This window comes from Brucella pseudogrignonensis, assembly GCF_031454375.1.
In the GTDB taxonomy this organism is placed as follows: Bacteria; Pseudomonadota; Alphaproteobacteria; order Rhizobiales; family Rhizobiaceae; genus Brucella; species Brucella pseudogrignonensis_A.
This window is the reverse complement of sequence record NZ_JAVDQT010000001.1, coordinates 1,060,128-1,076,203: the sequence shown is the minus strand read 5'-3', so window position 1 is coordinate 1,076,203 and position 16,076 is coordinate 1,060,128. Positions and strand designations below refer to the sequence as shown.

Sequence of the window (16,076 nt, the reverse complement as noted above, 5' to 3'; positions counted from 1 at the left end):
TTCCTGAGGTTTAAGATTATCTTGTTGCTGGCAGCATAACCGAACGGCTGCGGCACGCATTCGCATTGATCTGCTCACACGCGCGGAATTTGAGATCCTTTGTCATACAGATTCGAACTTCCTGAAGATAGTTGCTCTTGCAGGAAACCGATATGCCGTCAGGCTTCATTCCAGGATTCGCTGTAACAAACGCTTTTTCCACCAGCATCGGATCGACGCGTCTGCTGGAAGTCAGATTACGCAGGCTTGGCGGAATATTTACGCGCTCATAGCCCTGGCGGACTGTTGCGAAATAATCGTTTTGGGACAGGCCAGAGCAGCTTCCATGTTTGCGCCATTGGTGCGCAACCAAACCAGTTGACGGCATAATGTCTGAAACGCTTGAGACGATTGGACGAGGGACAAAGCTGCCTCGGCTGCGTGCATTGTCAAACTGACAATTGGCGGGATAACCCCATTCATTTTGTGGCCAAAGACCGTGAACAACGAAACCATATGGTCGGGACGTGCCACATTGTTGTTTGTTCGCGCGCGGTCCTTCCAAAGCACAATAGCTGGGTGACCACGACAGCGATAACACATAGAAATCAAAATTTCCGGGGCGGCTATCGCCCCGATCTTGCGCCATTGCAGGTAGCGCTGCGAAAGAAGCTGTAAGAATGGCGGCTGAAGTCACCGCCAGTTTACGCAACATCGGGGCTATCAACGCAGAACGCGGCAGCTTGCGTCAAACACATACCAGCGGTCGAAACCATCGACGCAGAATTCGACATTGCTGCCAACACCGGCAAAGCCCTGACCTTCTTCGACCATGTACCAGACCGGACGGTACTGACCATCGCTGAGTACAGCTGTTGCCTTACAATAAGTACGTTCAATCTGAGCTGAATTGTTCTTCGGTTCATAACGGGTGAGGCGAACATCGCTCATCGCTGAGATTCCAACCTGCGGCAGGTGTGGAACATGACGAACCTGATATCCAAAATCAGAAACCACGCGACGCAAAACGCTCTGCTGATTGCAAAGGCCTGCATCGCCAACTGCCACTGGTGCAGTTCTCAGATAATCGGCAGCGCTTGCTGGCATAGAAGCGAACGTCAGAGGAAGAACCGATGCAGCCAGAAGTGCTGCTCGAGAAAACTGTCCGATGCGATCCAACTTGCGTTGCATGTGTTTATCCTGTCTCACAATTCGAGCGCGAGGCTCGTTTCATTAAATTGGCTGAGGTGCAGTTTCATTCAGCAAGGGGCGACGGTCAAGTGCGATCCGCTTCACCACGTATCCATTGCATGCTGAAATTGCCTCCCTTTTCTTCGCTAAGCAATTTGGTAAGGCAGGGAAGCAGAATTTGCATCTCACTTTCGAGTGTGTAGGGCGGATTGACGACAATCATTCCAGTTCCATCAAGCCTTGGTTCTAATGAAGGCGCGCGAATCGAAAGTTCAATCCGCATGATCTTGGGAATCTCTGTTTCGCGAAGGCTTCTTGCAAAACGCTCAATTTCCTTGCGATCCTTGACCGGATACCAGAAAGCATAGGTTCCGCCGGGAAAGCGCTTATAGGCCTTAACCAAACCATCGACGAGACGATCAAATTCTCCCGCGATCTCAAATGGCGGATCAACCAGAACCAGTCCGCGTTTTTCCTTGGGTGGCATATGTGCGCCAAGCGAGAGCCAGCCATCAAGCTCAATCACACGCGCCTGGTAGTCACCATCAAACAGCTTGGACAGCTTTTTTGCATCTTGCGGATGCAGTTCTATAGCCGAAAGACGATCCTGCTTGCGCAACAGATGACGCGTGAGGAGCGGTGATCCGGGATAATGCCGCAGTCCACCTTTTGGATTAACTGCGCGCACAGCTTCGAGATAGGGCTGAAGCAGTTCGATCGCCTGTGTTGGGATTTCGCCTTTGTCTAACGCGTCGAATATGCGGCGGATACCGCCGCTCCATTCGTCTGTCTTTTCCGCTTCAATACCGCGCAGATCATAAAGACCGATCCCCGCATGGGTATCGATCACGCGGAAAGCCTGATCCTTGCGCTTGAGATATTCGACGATGCGGGAAAGGATGACGTGTTTGACGACGTCAGCGAAGTTTCCGGCGTGGTAGGCGTGGCGATAATTCATGTCTGCGCTTCTTTCATGCCTTGTCGCTTTCGGCAATATCCCCGCTTCATCAAATATGACATATAAGTTTCATCATCTGCTCTTGCTTGAGTCGTGTCCTCTATGTCCGGTACTGTTCTGCTGATTGTCCTTTGTGGCGCATTTTTTCATGCGAGCTGGAACGCTATCGTTAAGGGAGGCAGTGATAAATTCTTTGCCGCCGCCTGCGTGGTCGGATTTGCAGGACTTATAGCGCTGTTTTTCCTGCCGTTTTTGCCGCTGCCACATCCATCAAGCTGGAAATTTATCGGGCTGTCGACGATCACGCAGATATTCTACATGTCGCTGGTTGCTGCCGCTTATAAATCGGGTGACATGAGCGAAGCCTATCCGATTATGCGCGGAACACCGCCTTTGCTGGTGGCAATTGTCAGTTTTCCGCTTATCGGCGAGGCGATGGGGTGGGGTAGCTGGCTTGGTATCGTTCTGATTTGCGCAGGCGTGCTTGCCATGGCGCTTGAAGCCCGTCGACGTAATGGCGGTACATCGAGCAAAACGGCACTATTGGCGCTCGCCAATGCTGGTTTCATTGCAGCTTACACCATTATCGATGGTGTCGGAGTCCGGGCATCGGGCCATACTTTATCCTACACGCTTTGGCTGTTTTTGATAAACGCCTTTCCGCTCGGATTCTGGGCGCTGTATCGTGAGCCAGACCGCTTCATCCAATATATTCGCAATCATTGGCGCCCATCCCTGATCGGCGGTATAGGCACTTTGCTGTCTTATGGTCTTGCTCTTTGGGCGATGACCATGGCGCCAATTGCTGTTGTTGCAGCTCTCAGAGAGACGGCAATATTGTTTGGTATTCTGATTTCCGCGTTCATTCTCAAAGAGAGGGTTGGCTTGCCGCGTGTTTTGGCAGCTGGATTGATCGTACTGGGCGCAATTACTTTGCGGCTTTCATAAAAATCTATTTCGTCGCAGGCGGGTCAAATCATCAGAAATTCGTTTCTGCCGAACTTCGCTTGCGCTAAAAAAGCATTATGAGCCAGACGTCCCCCAAATCAAATATCACCATTGGACATTCCGCCTGTCCGCATGATTGCCCATCTACCTGCGCGCTTGATATTGAGCTGCTGGATGAACGCACCATTGGTCGTGTACGCGGTGCGAAAGACAACAGCTACACCGCTGGCGTTATCTGCGCCAAGGTTGCGCGCTATGCCGAGCGCGTTCATCATCCCGATCGTTTGAAGCATCCACTCATTCGCGCCGGACGAAAGGGTGATGGTGAGTGGAAACAGGCATCATGGGAAGCGGCGCTTGATCTGATCGTCGAGCGTTTCATCAAGGCTGAAGAGCAATATGGCAGCGAGAGCGTGTGGCCATATTATTACGCTGGAACCATGGGGCTGGTGCAGCGCGATTCCATTAACCGTCTGCGTTATGCCAAGCGCTATTCCAACCAGTTCGACAGTTTCTGTACCAATATGGCATGGACTGGCTATTTTGCGGGAACCGGCAGTCTGACCGGCCCAGATCCGCGCGAGATGGCAAAGGCTGACGTCGTCGTCATCTGGGGGACGAATGCGGCCGCGACACAGGTCAATGTGATGACCCATGCCGTGCGAGCGCGCAAAGATCGCGGTGCGAAGATCGTTGTCATCGATATTTACGCCAATGCGACAGTGCGGCAGGCAGATATGGGCATTGTGCTGAAACCCGGCACAGATGGCGCTTTTGCTTGTGCCGTCATGCATGTGCTGTTTCGCGATGGTCTTGCCGATTGGGATTATCTCAATCGCTATACGGACGATCCAAAAGGACTGGAAGCGCATCTTGCCACCCGCACGCCGGAATGGGCTGCGGAGATTACCGGCTTGAGCGTCGAGGAAATCGAAGCTTTTGCGCATCTGGTTGGCTCAACCAAGCGCACTTATTTCCGTCTCGGCTACGGTTTCACACGCCAGCGCAATGGTGCGGTGAGTATGCATGCCGCGGCGTCTATCGCCTGTGTGACAGGCGCGTTTTTGCACGAAGGCGGCGGAGCGTTTCACTCGAACTCCGGCATCTTCAAGATGGATAAGCGCGAGATCGAAGGTCAGGCGATGCAGGATAAGAGCCTGCGCTTTCTTGATCAGTCGAAGATCGGTCGCATTCTGACAGGCGATAGTGAAGCACTTTATGGCGGCCCGCCTGTCATGGCGATGCTGATCCAAAACACCAATCCGATGAACGTAACGCCGGAACAGCGCCTTGTGCGCAAAGGCTTTGCACGAGAAGACCTGTTCGTCGCCGTGCATGAGCAGTTCATGACGGATACGGCTAAAATGGCTGATGTTGTGCTGCCAGCGACAACGTTTCTCGAACATAATGATATTTATCGCGGTGGCGGACAGCAGCATGTGGTTCTCGGTCCAAAGCTGATCGAACCGCTCGCCGAAGCGCGTCCGAATATTTTTGTCATTAACGAATTGGCTGATCGATTGGGCGTCGCGCATCTACCCGGCTTTCATGTCGACGAGCGCACGCTGATCGACAATATGAACGCCAACAGCGATCTGCCGCATTTCGACGAACTCAAAGAAAAGCGTTTTGTGGATTTGCAGCCGCCTTTTGAAGAGGCGCATTACATCAATGGTTTCAAATGGCCTGATGGCAAGTTCCGTTTCAAGCCGGATTGGACGGGTAGCCCGTCACCCAATAAGCCGCCGGAAGTGATGGGTCTGCAAGGTCCACATCACAACATGCCCGAGTTTCCGGACCACTGGAATGTGATCGAGGCTGTGGATGCTGAGCATCCATTCCGCCTTGCAACGTCTCCGGCGCATAATTTCCTGAACTCGACCTTTGCCGAAACCGCAACGTCGCTTGCCAAGGAGATTAGGCCAGAGCTTCTCATTCACCCGGATGACGCAGCTCAACTTGATATTGCGGACGGTGAACGGATCGAAATTGGCAATCATCGCGGCGAAGTGGTTCTTCATGCCGTGCTGCGCGCTGGTCAAAAACGCGGTGTTGTTGTGTCCGAGGGTATTTTCCCAAATTCGACATTTGAGCGCGGAGAGGGGATCAATACGCTGATCGGTGCTGAGCCTGCCGCCCCTTATGGGGGCTTGGCAGTTCACGACACGAAAATCTGGGTGAGAAAAGTCGCTTGAAGCGCATCCCGAAAAGTGAGAATCGATTTTCGGGATGCGCGTTAAATATCTACAACAAAGCCCGCGCCGAATTTATGTTCGGCGCGGGCTTTGAATTTACAGAGCTGAATTAGCCTGCGTAGTTCAGCTTAAGCTTCGAAAAGCCAACAGCTGCATTAAGACCCTTCTGGCCCTGCAACGAGATCGGCTGAAGCGAAATTGTCTTCCACGAACCGCCAGTCAGAACGTTGGTGCCAGCACCAATGCCGATGGCTGCGTTAGCTGATGCGCCGACATAACGGCCCTTCAACGCGCCTTCTGGGCGAACGGTTGGAGCCCAAACAGCCCATGCAAGCTGGCCGCCATTTACAAAGCCGACATCGACGCCGAGCTTGGTGATGTTGCCGGTATAGCGTTCTACTGGTCCCTGACCGCGAATTGGCTTGAACACGCAATCAACATCTTGCTGGCTACCAATGATCACACCGATCGCAGGTGAAAGCTCGCAAGACAGTGTACCGACTTCGGAGCGCGGCTGTGTGCGAGCCGATGAAGGCGACGCAACATAATCCGCAGCAATAGCAGGAGCAGTCATTGCGATAGCTGAACCAACAGCCATGGCTGACAGGAAGGAAGTCGAAAAACGGAGAGACATGATGTTGTCCTCTAAAAATAAACACATACTGGAAGAGACGCTTATGCGAATCTCAAGGGCTGCCGAAGCAGCTTCCCTTACGAACCTCAATTAGGGCATTTTCGCGAGAATTAAAGTTTTGTTAACAAAAAAATTAGGGTGTGATGAAATTGCCGCTTATTTATGCCGATAAGCTAAGCACTGATAACCATCGCATCCTGCGACAAGCCAGTTTCTGCATCACCACTGGCAAACTTGCTGAGCGCAAGCGCGTAAATCTTATGCTCTGCCTTCAAGACGCGCGCGGCAAGCGCGCTTTCGGTGTCGCCGTCGATAATGGGGACAGCGGCCTGCGCTAGAATAGGGCCTTCATCCATGCCTTCAGTCACCAGATGCACGGTGCAGCCAGCGAGTTTCATGCCAGCATCAAGCGCACGCTGATGCGTGTGCAGCCCGGCAAAAAGCGGCAGCAGAGAAGGGTGGATATTGAGTATGCGGCCCTCATAAGGCGCAATAAACTTAGCTGACAACAGTCGCATATAACCTGCTAGGCAGATAATATCCGGGTTCAATGCTGCAAGCGCCTCAAGAATTGCATCTTCATGTGCATCCTTGGAGGCATAATCTTTGCGGCTGAAAACACGTGTTGCGATGCCAGCGGCCTGCGCTTTCGCAAGGCCACCTGCATCTGACTTATCAGAGAAGACTGAGACGATCTCAGCCGGAAAATCGGGTGCCTGAGCAGCGCGGATCAGCGCCTCCATATTGGAGCCGCCGCCCGAGATGAAAATGACAACCCGTTTGCGGTTCATAGTGCAAGCGTGCCTTGATAAACAACGCCTTCGCCTTCGCGCTTGACCATGCGGCCGAGCGTGACAACGTTTTCGCCTTCAGCTGCGAGTGCTGCAACGACTTCATCAACCTTGTCTGGCGAGACAACGGCGATCATGCCAATGCCGCAATTGAAAGTGCGCAGCATTTCAAGTGGCTCAACGCCGCCGGTCTTGGCAAGCCAGGAGAACACGGCTGGAACATCGATTGCATCGAGGTTGATTTCAGCAGCCAAGCCTTCCGGCAGAACGCGTGGGATATTGTCTGGGAAACCGCCGCCAGTGATATGTGCAAGCGCCTTGATGCCATCTGATGCTTTGATTGCAGCAAGCAGCGGCTTCACATAAATACGGGTAGGGGTCAGCAGCGCTTCGCCGAGTGTCTTGCCTTCTGCGAACGGCGCATCGGATTTCCAGCCAAGGCCAGAAATTTCAACGATGCGGCGCACGAGCGAGAAACCGTTGGAGTGAACGCCGGATGACGAAAGACCAAGAATAACGTCGCCTTCTGCAACATCACCCTGTGGGAGCAGACGATTGCGCTCAGCTGCGCCAACAGCAAAACCTGCAAGATCATAATCGCCATCACGATACATGCCCGGCATTTCAGCGGTTTCGCCACCAATCAGCGCGCAACCAGCTTGTAAGCAACCTTCCGCAATTCCGGAAACAATAGCGACACCCTGATCAGGTGACAGCTTGCCGGTTGCAAAATAGTCGAGAAAGAAAAGTGGTTCTGCGCCCTGAACGACAAGATCATTCACGCACATGGCGACGAGGTCGATACCAACGGTGTCGTGCTTATCTGCGTCGATAGCGATTTTGAGCTTGGTGCCGACACCGTCATTTGCCGCAACCAGAACAGGATCGGTAAAGCCTGCAGCTTTCAAATCAAACAAACCACCAAAGCCGCCAATTTCGCCATCAGCGCCGGGACGGCGTGTGGAGCGAACAAGCGGCTTGATCTTGTCGACCATCAGGTTGCCCGCATCAATATCGACACCGGCCTCCGCATAGGTCAGTCCATTTTTTGGGGTGGAGTTATTTTCAACGGTCATGACCTGCTCCTGAAACTGGGAGTGGATATTTAAGGGCGCAATGACATGAGATGGCTTATCCTGCAAGGCCACAGAGCCGGAAAAGCGCAAAACAGCGCAGGAATCTGCGGAAAATTGCCAGCGTGAGGATTTATAGTCACCAACCCGTTTGCACTGGAACTTGTCTCTTGCATGTGCATTGCATTGTTTGTGCGTTGGACCGACTATCTTTCTCAGCCATCGTTCAAAAATAGTAATATAGCTATATGATCAAATAGTGCTACCGGCCTGTCTTTGCAGAGAATGGATTAACATGGTCAAGAAACCCGCGGCCCTAAGCGCGAAAACGAGCGATACAGCGAGCAAATCGATACAGCAGTCCGAAGCTGTGGCGCGTGATGGCGATATTCACGTCAATGTCGAAGTCGGTGGCTTCACAGGATCTGGCGTGCGTCGTCAGGCGATGTTCTGGACCGGAACGCTTATCATTTTCCTGTTGTTTCTGGTCGTTTTCAGCCCGGTTTTGCTTCCTTTCGTGGCTGGTATGGCGCTCGCCTACTTCCTTGACCCGGTTGCTGACCGGCTAGAGAAACTGGGGCTTTCGCGTTTAGCTGCAACCATTCTTATTTTGTTGCTGTTCCTGATGATCCTCGTCGTTGGGCTGATGATCATCATTCCGATCCTTGCGACGCAGCTTGTCGATTTCATCTCCAAACTGCCGGATTACATCTCCCAGCTCCAGGCGCTTATGGCGAATGAAAACTCGCAATGGCTGAAGCGCTACATCGGCATTGACAGTTCCGTCATTCAGGAAAACCTCAGCGCACTGCTTCAGCAAGGGGCTGGTTTTCTATCCACATTGCTTCAGTCCCTGTGGAATTCGGGGAAATCTCTGATTGATATTGCGGGTCTTTTCATCGTTACGCCAGTGGTCGCGTTCTACATGCTTCTCGACTGGGATCGCATGGTTGACCGCATCGATTCATGGGTGCCGCGCAAGCAGCTTTACACCGTTCGCGGCATCGCGCGTGACATGGATGCAGCAGTTGCCGGCTTCGTTCGCGGGCAGGGTACTTTGTGCCTCATCCTCGGCACTTATTATGCCATTGGCCTGACCTTGACCGGACTTAATTTCGGCCTGTTGATCGGCTTTTTTGCAGGTCTAATCAGCTTTATTCCCTATATTGGTTCCTTCGTCGGACTGGCGCTCGCAATCGGTGTTGCACTGGTGCAGTTTTGGCCAGATTGGATCATGATTGTGGCTGTCGCAGGCGTGTTTTTCCTGGGGCAATTTGTGGAAGGAAATATCCTTCAGCCGAAGCTTGTTGGCTCCTCCGTAGGGCTGCATCCGGTCTGGCTGATGTTTGCTCTGTTCGCCTTCGGTTCTCTGTTTGGCTTCACCGGAATGCTGGTTGCTGTGCCTGCCGCGGCGGCAGTTGGGGTGCTTGTGCGTTTTGCGTTGAATCGCTATCTCCATTCTCCGATGTATGATCCGGTTTATAAGCGCTCTGAACCCGATGAGGGGCTGCTGATCGAAGCTGGCGACAATGCAGGCAAAGAGAAATGAAATTAGAACGTAACCGGGTGAGATTTTCAGGAGAAAGCGATGAGTGACGCACCGCGTCAGATTCCGCTCGCTCTTGAGCATCAGCCCGGTTATCACCGTGAAGACATTATGGTCACGGGGTCAAATCGCGCGGCGGTAGACCTTATTGATCGCTGGCCGAACTGGGTTTCGCCGGTGGTCATTTTGGCTGGCCCGACGGGAGCAGGCAAAACACATCTCGCGGAAGTCTGGCGTGCGGCGACAGGCGCGCTGTTAGCGGATCCAAAGTCCATCAGTGAGACCGTGGTGCACGGTGCTGCCGAATATCCTGTACTTATTGATAATATCGGTGGTGCACGTTTTGATGAAACGGGCCTGTTTCATCTCATCAATAGTGTTCGGCAGAATGCAGCGCTTGGTCCGGGACCATCGCTGCTGATGACATCTCGTCTTTTGCCAGCCAATTGGAAAGTCAAACTTCCCGATCTTGCGTCGCGCCTCAAGGCAGCAACGGTTGTAGAAATTGCAGAGCCGGACGATATGTTGCTTGGCGGTGTCATTCACAAGCTTTTCGCTGATCGACAGATCAGTGTCGAGCCGCATGTGGTGAGCTATCTGGTTAGCCGCATTGAGCGCTCGCTTTTGTCTGCGATCCAGATTGTCGATCGCCTTGATCGTGCAGCGATGGAGCAAAAGACCCGTATCACGCGCACTCTTGCCGCACAGGTTTTATCAGAAACTGGTCACGATAAGGCATGAAGGTAGCTGTCACCGGAGCCAGTGGATTCATCGGTGGCGCTGTTGTTGAGCAGTTGATCGGCGAGGGGCATCAGGTTGTCGCGCTTTCGCGCCATGATTTGTCTGAGCCCGATTTCACGGATGTTGATACCGTTATTCATTGTGCTGCTCTTGCCCATCGAACTGGTGCCGAACGCCCGCAGGCGGATGAATTTGATGCCGTCAACCACCGCCTGACCGTTGCGCTTGCAGAAAGAGCAAAGCAATGCGGTGTCCGTCGTTTTATCTTCGTATCGACAATCTACACAATTGCAGGCAATCCATCACCGCTGACGCCGGATATGCCATTATCACCGCGCGATGATTATGGCCGTGCCAAAGCCAAGGCTGAATCTGCGCTGCTTACAATGCACGGAATCGAAGTCGTTATCGCGCGACCTGTGCTTGTGTATGGACCAGATGCGCGTGCCAATCTTCGGGCGTTGATGAAGCTCTGCGACACAGCTTTGCCGCTGCCATTTGGAGCGGCCAATAATCGGCGCAGCTTTGTGTCGCTTGAGAATGTTGCTCGCGCGCTCGTATTTCTTACCACCGCGCAATCAGAGCAGGTCTCAGGTAAAATCTTTCATCTTGCAGAGCCGGAACCACGTTCAACACGCGAACTGGTTTCAAAAGCCCGCGAAGCGCTGGACCGTCCCCCAAGACTGATCTCTGTGCCAGCCTTCATGATGAAAACATTACTGACGCTGGTCGGCAGAAAAACGCTCTATGAGCAATTGTTTGGCGACATGGTCGCCGATACGTCGTCACTGATTGCGATTGGATTCGACTATCTGCCGGGTGACGCGCAAATTGCTGCCATGGCAAAGGCCACCAGAAAGAATTAGTTTTTCTGTCCCACGGCCATTGGCGGCTGGATGCGAGCCTTCTGGGTCAGAACCTGCGCAGGTTTTGCCGGTTCTGGCTTCTTTGTAACTGAACCTGTCGTCATCATTTGCGCAGTGTCTGGCTTATTACGGCCACCGCGCAACTCGTCTTCATGCACCCAGCCAATCATATTGGTTGATGGAACGACGACGCGATGCCACTTGCCTGTCTTGCCATAGGAGCGCATTTCGCGTCCGCTTTCGACCGTACCGATAGCGGGTGATTTATCCCATGCATTCTTGTGAATGGTGAGTTTTGTGCGGGCGTAGATCACAGACGGCGAATGCGCTGGTGTATTTGTGCCGCGCGGTGGCATTGGCAATGCACGAGCAGACGCCGGAGGTGGCGGTGGAGGCGCTATTTTTTGCGTCGGCATGGGTGGCTTTGGAGCTTGGATAGCGGCTTGCTGAACAGGCTTAGACTGCGTGGGCGCAACAGCAACTGCAGGGCGCGGAACAGGTCCAACAGCACCAGCATAATCTTTAGCGGGAGTTTTTTTATCGACAGGTTGTCTGGCTTCGGTTCTGGCCGGAGCAGATGGAGTGGCTTTCGGAGCAGGTCGCTGAAAAAGCGCAGTGAAAGCAGCTTGCGGACTCTTGTGCTGTGCCGTGGTCCACAGGCTGAATGCACCCAACGCAAGAATGGCGCCAAGTGCCAGAATTGGCGCGGATGAACCTGAATTACCCTTGCCTCTGGTCGAACGCCCGGTAGAGCGTTTTGCAGGGCGGGAACTCCGTTTCCGTGTTGCCATATGTCTTGTCCCCTGTCCGAATCGCTACAGGAAGACACTAATATGTCTTCCTTGGCATTTGGTTACCGGGGTTTAACTTCAGACAGAGCGAGTGAGGCCGCCATCCACGCGCAGATTCTGGCCTGTGATATAGGCAGCACCTTCTGACGCAAGAAACGCGACGGTTGCTGCTATTTCTTCGCTTTTGCCATAGCGCTGTAAGGGCACGCTGTCGCGGCGTTCTTCAGTTGCGGGCAGGCTGTCGATCCAGCCTGGAAGCACGTTGTTCATACGGATGTTGTCCGCAGCATAGGTATCCGCAAATACCTTGGTGAACGAAGCAAGGCCAGCACGGAATACGGCTGATGTCGGGAACATCGAGCTTGGCTCAAATGCCCATGCAGACGAGATGTTGATGATTGTGCCGGATTTCTGCTTTTGCATGTATGGCACTACGAGACGGCTCGGACGAACGACATTCAGGAAATAGGTGTCGAGACCTTTGTGCCAGTCCTCGTCGGTAATATCGAGAATCGGTGCGCGGGGTCCGTGGCCCGCGCTGTTAACGAGCGTATCAATGCGCCCCCATTTTTCGATTGTCAGATCGACGAGCTTTTTGAGATCATCAACCGACTGATTAGAGCCCGTTACACCAATGCCACCAAGCTCTTTGGCCAAGGCTTCACCTTTACCCGACGATGAAAGAATGGCGACAACAAAGCCGTCTGCGGCCAGACGCCGGGCTGAGGCCGCGCCCATACCGCTGCCGCCTGCTGTGATGATTGCTACTTTTTTCTCTGACATTTCCTGATCCTAAGGTGATGAAATTGTTTCAATATGGAGAAAGTAGCGGACGCTATTAAAATCCCAAATGAATTTTCTTGAATTTAAGATTTCATGGCGCTGTTCGGCCAATAAAAAACGCCGCAATCGCGGCGTTTTTGAATGAAAGTGTTAAATCAGTCTATTCCTGTACGGATGGCTTTTCCGTCGAAAAACTTACGCCCGAAGCAGAAGCGACGCGTTTCTCACTGGCTTCTTTTTGCTGCAACGCATTGCGGATTGCAGCCCACTCATTTTCGTGGCGACGATAAAGTGCATCTGAAGTCTGGATGTCCATTCGATCCTCCATTGGCTTGGCAGGCAAATAACATGGAGTGCAAAGAATCGTTGCATCACAAACCGTAAGCATTTGAAATCTTAATCGGTTTATATGTTTACAACCGATTTAGACTCACAACTTTCCGCCACGTTGACGCATCTTTCTCATTCTAAAGGATTAGTTTTCCTGAATGGAAACGCCGCCTTCACCGATTTTCATTTCAATTCCGGAGGGCTTGGTTTCCTCCTGATAGGTGTAAACGGCAAAACCCGCCACGACGACAATAAGAGCACCAATAATAAGATAAAGACCGTTGCGATTCACTCTGGAACTCCTGAAATTCTAACGATGCCTTTAAAACGCTTGAGCGAATTGTTGGTTCCTGACGCATGCTGAAATGTTAACAAAGCCCCGTAACGAACTGTGTGTGAATAAAGATCTATGATTTTCCTTTTAGCACTTGCTTTATGTTCGCTGATTATCTAGGGAAGAGCCGCTTACAAAGCATCGGAGTGTAGCGCAGTCTGGTAGCGCATCTGGTTTGGGACCAGAGGGTCGGGAGTTCGAATCTCTCCACTCCGACCATTTTTCAAGACAATTTATCAAGTAACAATGTCGCAGTCGTATGCTGTGACGTGCGCCTTTATCGCGTTGACATGGTATGACGCGTGAACTATTCCCTTGTTGAAATTACTGCCCGTCACTGGGTTTAAGAATATAGATCAAGGTTCTTCAAATGGTTGCGCGTATTTACCGTCCAGCTAAGACAGCGATGCAGTCTGGTAAAGCCAAAACGGATAACTGGCTTCTGGAATATGAACCAGAAAGCGCTCGCAAGGTCGAGCCGCTTATGGGCTACACCTCTTCGGGTGATATGAAGAGCCAGATTCGCCTGTCTTTCGATAGCCGCGAAGATGCGATTGAATATGCTACCCGCAATGGTATTGCTTATCGCGTGATCGAACCGCATGAAGTGACACGTCGCAAAGTATCCTATTCGGATAATTTTAGCTTCTATCGTCCACAGCCTTGGACGCATTAACAGCTTTCACCGGCCTTATGCTTTGTGCTATGGCCGGTTTCTGATGGTGAGGTCCCGTAGCTCAGCTGGATAGAGCACCGGCCTTCTAAGCCGTAGGTCACTGGTTCGAATCCAGTCGGGATCGCCATCAAAACAATGACTTAGCGTCATTAATATTCAAAAATTCCAACTCATAATTTTTAGAGTTCAAAGAGCGCTGTTGAGTTGTTTCAAAAGTGACTGCGCTTTCGCGAATTACTCTTATCAAAGCGACATAATTCAGAATTGAAAAACGCCGCATAATCTGCGGCGTTTTGTTTTTCGGGTATTTATTGTCCTCGTGGTCCATTGCCACGATCGCTGGAATTTGATCTCCATCTTTGACCACGGTCACGATAAGGTCGATCCCAGCGTCCGCGATCCCCCCGATCCCAATGGCGGCGGTTGTAATCGCGGCGATCCCAACGGTCATTTCGATCATTGACAGCTGCGCCGATCGCTAGGCCCGCGATAAGAGGAATGCCGATGAGCGCTGCGTTGCGACTAAAATCATCAGACGACGCATTGCTACCGCCCTCCCGCATTGCCAGATAACGCGAAGATGCCCAGCCAGAAAGACCGCCATAGCTGACTTGGCACCACCCGTAGCCCGAAGTGCAGCCCTGCACGTTTACAGGTGCGCGGCTTGGAATACTGCCTAGCGAGGCATAACCTGTTCCCGGACCAGTTCGTACATTGAGGCTTGTTGTGACAATCGCGTTTGCTGCTTGAGCGGCGCCTGCGGAGAATACACCCAAGGCTATAAGTGCCGCTTTGAACGTAAGTTTCATCCGAGTTCTCCTGAACAACTTCATTGGTTAATAAACGATGAACAGGGGAAGTAAGTTCCGTTGTTTATGAAATCTATTTGGATTTGCGATGACGCAGAATAACAGCAATAGCGAGCCCAGCGAGGCCAATAGCAATGAAGCCTTGCAATACAAAAACCCAGTTCATCATAGCAGTTTCCTTTGGTGCAAAACGCACCTGAAGTCAGAATGTAATTCGCTGAATGGTTCTTTATCGCATTTCACGCGCAAGCGAAATGGACAAGTGAAGGCGTTACACTTCACGTGTTCGTTCACTCTTCTGGCCCGAAATATTTCACTTTCAAAGCATGCAAAGTTTCATTTTCCTGAAGGCTGATGATCGCCACGGAGGCAGGTTTTACGAGATCACTGTGGCGTGGAAAAGCGAAGCCATATTTGTCAGGGCTGAACGTGTTGCCAACCATCTCGACGGGTTCATTCGGATTCTTATGCGCGTAATATTCCAGCACGGGACTGTCGCCAACAATCGCTGAAATCTCATCATTTGTGAGTGCAGAAACAGCTTCTGGCAGGTGATCAAAAGTCACTGTAGAAATAGAACGGGATGTAAGTAGCTGTTGCGCAATACTGCCCGTACGCACGCCAACAGTCTTGTTTTGAAGGTCTGCCAGATTATTGATTTTGGTGTTGATATGCGTGACGGTCATCACGCTTGTGACCGATGAAGTGACATAGGCCACCACGGCAATACCGAAGACGAGCCAGAATGCCTGCCATATTCGACCTGCCCAGCCAAATAGGTTTTTACGCGAACTTTTCCCTGACGTTGCGAGTGAAACGACATGATAAAAGCTTTCGGCTAGGCCCTCTACCCAACGGCGTGGAAAGTGCTCATCAAATCGCCTGTCAAAAAGAGTGAGAGCGATTGTGGCGATCAAAATCACGATGCCTATCCACGCGTAAGTTGCCAAGTGCCCGGCATTCTCAAGCCCGCCGATGAGGTCGTCCCATCCGTTTCCGGCTTCGGTGTGAATCAAAATACGTAGCCCGGCATCAAACCAGGGATGCGTGAAATCCACGACTTCCGCACGGCTTTCTGTGATTGTGAGATTGGTTACGGCCGCATCGACTTGATTTTCAGAAACCGCCTTCACCAGTTCTGTGTAATTCGGATATTCGACAAATTGTGAAACCAATCCAAGACGCGTGCCAATGTCGCGCCAGAGATCAACCGCCATACCGTTATAGGTGTCACCTTCTTTGATGACGAAAGGTTCGCTGACATAGACGCCCACTTTTACCTGTCGAAGTGGTGCATCCTGTGCACTCGCGGGGATCAGTGAAACAGTCAGGACCAAAAAAGCAAGGATAGCTTTCAGAAAAGAGCTGAAATGATTTCTGATGAAGTTACAAGATAGCACTGACCCAAGCCGTTTTCCGTTGCCGATAGCG

The 16,076-nt window shown here is 51.9% G+C and carries 18 protein-coding genes and 2 tRNA genes; 8 read left to right on the top strand and 12 right to left on the bottom strand.

Translation table 11 applies throughout. From position 1 onward, the window contains the following. Window positions 1-16 precede the first annotated feature (16 nt). The 3 genes from J2782_RS05445 to J2782_RS05435 all read right to left on the bottom strand — a co-directional run bounded on the left by J2782_RS05445 (window position 17) and on the right by J2782_RS05435 (window position 2,128). Window positions 17-694: a ribonuclease T2 family protein gene (locus J2782_RS05445; RefSeq protein ID WP_310010577.1), complete on the bottom strand. Its 678-nt coding sequence runs from the start codon at window positions 692-694 to the stop codon at window positions 17-19. Window positions 695-702: 8 nt separating this feature from the next. Further along, on the bottom strand, window positions 703-1,170 hold the full coding sequence (locus J2782_RS05440; RefSeq protein WP_310010576.1) for a phage portal protein: 468 nt from the start codon (window positions 1,168-1,170) through the stop codon (window positions 703-705). Window positions 1,171-1,255: 85 nt separating this feature from the next. Then, the gene (locus J2782_RS05435; RefSeq protein WP_310010575.1) at window positions 1,256-2,128 is read right to left on the bottom strand and encodes a 23S rRNA (adenine(2030)-N(6))-methyltransferase RlmJ; all 873 of its coding nucleotides are present in this window, start codon (window positions 2,126-2,128) and stop codon (window positions 1,256-1,258) included. 102 nt (window positions 2,129-2,230) lie between these two features. Between J2782_RS05435 and J2782_RS05430 the strand changes: the two genes are divergently transcribed. Both J2782_RS05430 and J2782_RS05425 read left to right on the top strand, forming a co-directional pair. Continuing rightward, the gene (locus tag J2782_RS05430; protein WP_310010574.1) at window positions 2,231-3,076 is read left to right on the top strand and encodes a DMT family transporter; all 846 of its coding nucleotides are present in this window, start codon (window positions 2,231-2,233) and stop codon (window positions 3,074-3,076) included. A 77-nt stretch (window positions 3,077-3,153) separates the two neighbouring features. Next, window positions 3,154-5,271, top strand: a complete 2,118-nt coding sequence (locus tag J2782_RS05425) for a molybdopterin oxidoreductase family protein (protein ID WP_310010573.1) — start codon at window positions 3,154-3,156, stop codon at window positions 5,269-5,271. 109 nt (window positions 5,272-5,380) lie between these two features. On the opposite strand, the gene J2782_RS05420 is transcribed toward J2782_RS05425, so the two are convergent. The 3 genes from J2782_RS05420 to purM form a co-directional block, all read right to left on the bottom strand. Continuing rightward, entirely contained in the window at window positions 5,381-5,905 is a 525-nt protein-coding gene (locus tag J2782_RS05420) for a DUF992 domain-containing protein (RefSeq protein ID WP_310010572.1), read from the bottom strand. Window positions 5,906-6,078: 173 nt separating this feature from the next. Next, on the bottom strand, window positions 6,079-6,696 hold the full coding sequence (gene purN, locus J2782_RS05415; protein WP_310010571.1) for a phosphoribosylglycinamide formyltransferase: 618 nt from the start codon (window positions 6,694-6,696) through the stop codon (window positions 6,079-6,081). Next, window positions 6,693-7,772 (bottom strand): phosphoribosylformylglycinamidine cyclo-ligase, encoded by a 1,080-nt coding sequence (gene purM, locus J2782_RS05410; RefSeq protein WP_310010570.1) that lies wholly within the window; start codon window positions 7,770-7,772, stop codon window positions 6,693-6,695. Before purM ends, purN begins: the two co-directional genes overlap by 4 nt. Window positions 7,773-8,064: 292 nt before the next feature. Here purM and J2782_RS05405 point away from each other — a divergent pair, with 292 nt between their 5' ends. Genes J2782_RS05405 through J2782_RS05395 form a run of 3 tightly spaced genes read left to right on the top strand, consistent with a single transcriptional unit; the run spans window position 8,065 to window position 10,922 of the window. Continuing rightward, window positions 8,065-9,318: an AI-2E family transporter gene (locus tag J2782_RS05405; RefSeq protein ID WP_310010569.1), complete on the top strand. Its 1,254-nt coding sequence runs from the start codon at window positions 8,065-8,067 to the stop codon at window positions 9,316-9,318. A gap of 39 nt (window positions 9,319-9,357) precedes the next feature. Beyond that, the gene (gene hdaA, locus J2782_RS05400; RefSeq protein ID WP_310010568.1) at window positions 9,358-10,056 is read left to right on the top strand and encodes a DnaA regulatory inactivator HdaA; all 699 of its coding nucleotides are present in this window, start codon (window positions 9,358-9,360) and stop codon (window positions 10,054-10,056) included. Next, window positions 10,053-10,922, top strand: a complete 870-nt coding sequence (locus J2782_RS05395; protein WP_310010567.1) for an NAD-dependent epimerase/dehydratase family protein — start codon at window positions 10,053-10,055, stop codon at window positions 10,920-10,922. The genes hdaA and J2782_RS05395 overlap by 4 nt, the downstream gene beginning before the upstream one ends. On the opposite strand, the gene J2782_RS05390 is transcribed toward J2782_RS05395, so the two are convergent. The 4 genes from J2782_RS05390 to J2782_RS05375 all read right to left on the bottom strand — a co-directional run bounded on the left by J2782_RS05390 (window position 10,919) and on the right by J2782_RS05375 (window position 13,118). After that, window positions 10,919-11,713 carry a hypothetical protein gene (locus J2782_RS05390; RefSeq protein ID WP_310010566.1) on the bottom strand — a complete coding sequence of 265 codons (795 nt, stop codon included), beginning with the start codon at window positions 11,711-11,713 and terminating at the stop codon, window positions 10,919-10,921. The two genes, J2782_RS05395 and J2782_RS05390, sit on opposite strands and share 4 nt — an antisense overlap. A gap of 78 nt (window positions 11,714-11,791) precedes the next feature. Next, entirely contained in the window at window positions 11,792-12,496 is a 705-nt protein-coding gene (locus tag J2782_RS05385; RefSeq protein WP_310010565.1) for an SDR family oxidoreductase, read from the bottom strand. 160 nt (window positions 12,497-12,656) lie between these two features. Then, a complete protein-coding gene (locus J2782_RS05380) occupies window positions 12,657-12,812 on the bottom strand; it encodes a hypothetical protein (RefSeq protein ID WP_310010564.1) in 156 nt (51 codons plus the stop codon). Window positions 12,813-12,971: 159 nt separating this feature from the next. After that, entirely contained in the window at window positions 12,972-13,118 is a 147-nt protein-coding gene (locus tag J2782_RS05375; protein ID WP_250039559.1) for a hypothetical protein, read from the bottom strand. 184 nt (window positions 13,119-13,302) lie between these two features. On the opposite strand from J2782_RS05375, the gene J2782_RS05370 reads away from it, so the two are divergent. The 3 genes from J2782_RS05370 (at window position 13,303) to J2782_RS05360 (ending at window position 13,963) form a co-directional block, all read left to right on the top strand. Then, a tRNA-Pro gene (locus tag J2782_RS05370) sits at window positions 13,303-13,379 on the top strand. A 151-nt stretch (window positions 13,380-13,530) separates the two neighbouring features. Continuing rightward, window positions 13,531-13,836 (top strand): ETC complex I subunit, encoded by a 306-nt coding sequence (locus J2782_RS05365; RefSeq protein ID WP_250039560.1) that lies wholly within the window; start codon window positions 13,531-13,533, stop codon window positions 13,834-13,836. 50 nt (window positions 13,837-13,886) lie between these two features. Then, a tRNA-Arg gene (locus J2782_RS05360) sits at window positions 13,887-13,963 on the top strand. Between the two features lie 181 nt (window positions 13,964-14,144). On the opposite strand, the gene J2782_RS05355 is transcribed toward J2782_RS05360, so the two are convergent. Next, the gene (locus J2782_RS05355) at window positions 14,145-14,645 is read right to left on the bottom strand and encodes an SH3 domain-containing protein (RefSeq protein ID WP_310010563.1); all 501 of its coding nucleotides are present in this window, start codon (window positions 14,643-14,645) and stop codon (window positions 14,145-14,147) included. A gap of 290 nt (window positions 14,646-14,935) precedes the next feature. Then, complete coding sequence (locus J2782_RS05350) at window positions 14,936-15,982, bottom strand: transporter substrate-binding domain-containing protein (protein WP_310010562.1); 1,047 nt, start codon at window positions 15,980-15,982, stop codon at window positions 14,936-14,938. Window positions 15,983-16,076: the final 94 nt, after the last annotated feature.